Genomic DNA, 1,767 nt, shown 5'->3' with positions numbered 1-1,767 from the left:
GGGGGGGGGGGCGCCGGACCTGGCCGACCCGGGCGAGGGCCCGAGCCTGGCACGGGGCGTGCTGCACGCGCTGTTCGTGCGGCCCGCGTGGGGCGTGGTCGGCGCGCTGCTCTTCCTCGTGGCGAGCCTCGTCTCCGCGCAGGGCGCGCTCACCGGGTTCCTCTGGGGACGGGCGGTCGAAGGGCTCGACGACGGCTTCCCGACCGTGCTCATGGTCGCGTTCGCCGTGCTCCTCGTCGTCGCGCCGCTGGCGCTGGCGTGGGCGCTGTACGTCTACCCGCGGTGGTGGGTGGAGGTGCTGCTGCGGGTGCGGATGTCGGTGATGGTGGGGCAGACGCGCCAGGAGCGCCTGCGCGCCACCCCGCCCGGCGAGGTCGTGGCCCGGGCCATGGACTCCGACCGGTTCGTGCGCTACTCGGACCGCTGGGTCGACTTCGTCAACGGCCTGGTCATCGCCGGCGTGACGGCGCTGCTCAGCGGGTCGTGGCTCGCCGGCGGCGTGCTGCTGGCCGTCATGGTGGTCTCTGCGGCCGCGTCGGCGATCGGCCGGCCGATCGCGGGCCGCTCGGCCACGCGGTCGTCGGCCGCGCGCGCCCGGTTCGGCCGCGCGCTCGTCTCGGCGCTGGACTCCGCCCGCACGGTGAAGCTCGCGGCGCGCACGCCCGAGGTGCACGGCCACCTGCGGCAGGTCGACGCCGGCCGTGTGCGGGCCGCCATCTTCGAGCACCGGATCCAGGCGGCCCTCGACGGCGTGCCGATGATCATGGTGCAGCTCGGCGTCGTCGCGGCCTGGGCGGGCCTGCTCACCGGGACGTGGGGCCTGGCGACCGCGCTGCTCGTCGCGAACGCCGTCAACGGCTTCGGCTGGTTCGGCGTCGTGGCGGGGGCCGTCGTGACGGAGGCGCCCGGCACCCGGTCGTGGCAGCGCGCCACCGGCAGGTTCGCCGCGGGGGCCGACCTCATGGACGTGCCCGCGGGCGTCGACCTGCTCACGGGCGACGCGCCGCTGCCGGCGGCGGGCCCGCGCGAGACCCTGGAGCGGCTGCGCCTCGAGGGCGTCACCGCCGTGCACGACGACGGCACCATCGGTGTGTCCGGGGTCGACCTCGAGGTGCGGCGCGGCGAGCTCGTGCTGCTGCTCGGCCAGGTGGGCTCGGGCAAGTCGAGCCTGCTGTCCGCGCTGAGCGGCCTCATGGAGCACTCGGGCCGGATCCGGTGGAACGAGCGGGACGTCGCGGACCCCCAGGCGTTCCTGCGCCCGGGGCAGGTGGCGCACGTCGCGCAGGTGCCGCGCGTGCTGTCCGGCACGTTCAGCGAGAACGTGCGCCTGGACCACGAGCGCGACGTCGACGGCCCGGTCGCGGCCGCGCGCCTCGGCCAGGACGTGGACGAGGCGGGCGGACCGGACGCGCTGGTGGGGCACCGCGGGGTGCGGCTGTCGGGCGGTCAGGTGCAGCGGCTCGCGCTCGCTCGCGCGCTGGCGACGGACGCCGAGCTGCTCCTGGCCGACGACGTCTCCAGCGCCCTGGACGCTACGACCGAGATCGAGCTGTGGGCGTCGCTGCGCGAGCGCGGCACCACCGTGGTCGGCGCGACGTCGAAGCGTGCGGCCCTGTCGCGCGCCGACCGTGTCGTCGTCCTCGCCGACGGCGAGGTCGCCGAGATCGGCCCGTGGCACGAGCTCGCGCCCCGCTGGGGGCACCTGGCGGGCTGACCGTCGTTCCGTCGTGGGCGCTTGTTCGGCGCTATCTCCGCAAGGAGTAGCGC

Annotated in this window: 1 protein-coding gene; it reads left to right on the top strand. The window is 76.3% G+C overall.

All coding sequences use genetic code 11. From position 1 onward, the window contains the following. Positions 1–1,714 (top strand): ATP-binding cassette domain-containing protein (locus ACFUVW_RS20735; protein WP_430573181.1); only part of this gene is annotated, 1,714 nt, incomplete at its 5' end. Positions 1,715–1,767 lie beyond the last annotated feature (53 nt).

Source organism: Isoptericola sp. NPDC057391, assembly GCF_042668085.1.
Lineage (GTDB): Bacteria > Actinomycetota > Actinomycetes > Actinomycetales > Cellulomonadaceae > Isoptericola.
Note: the sequence above shows the minus strand (reverse complement) of the source record. Positions and strands in the feature narration are given on the sequence as shown.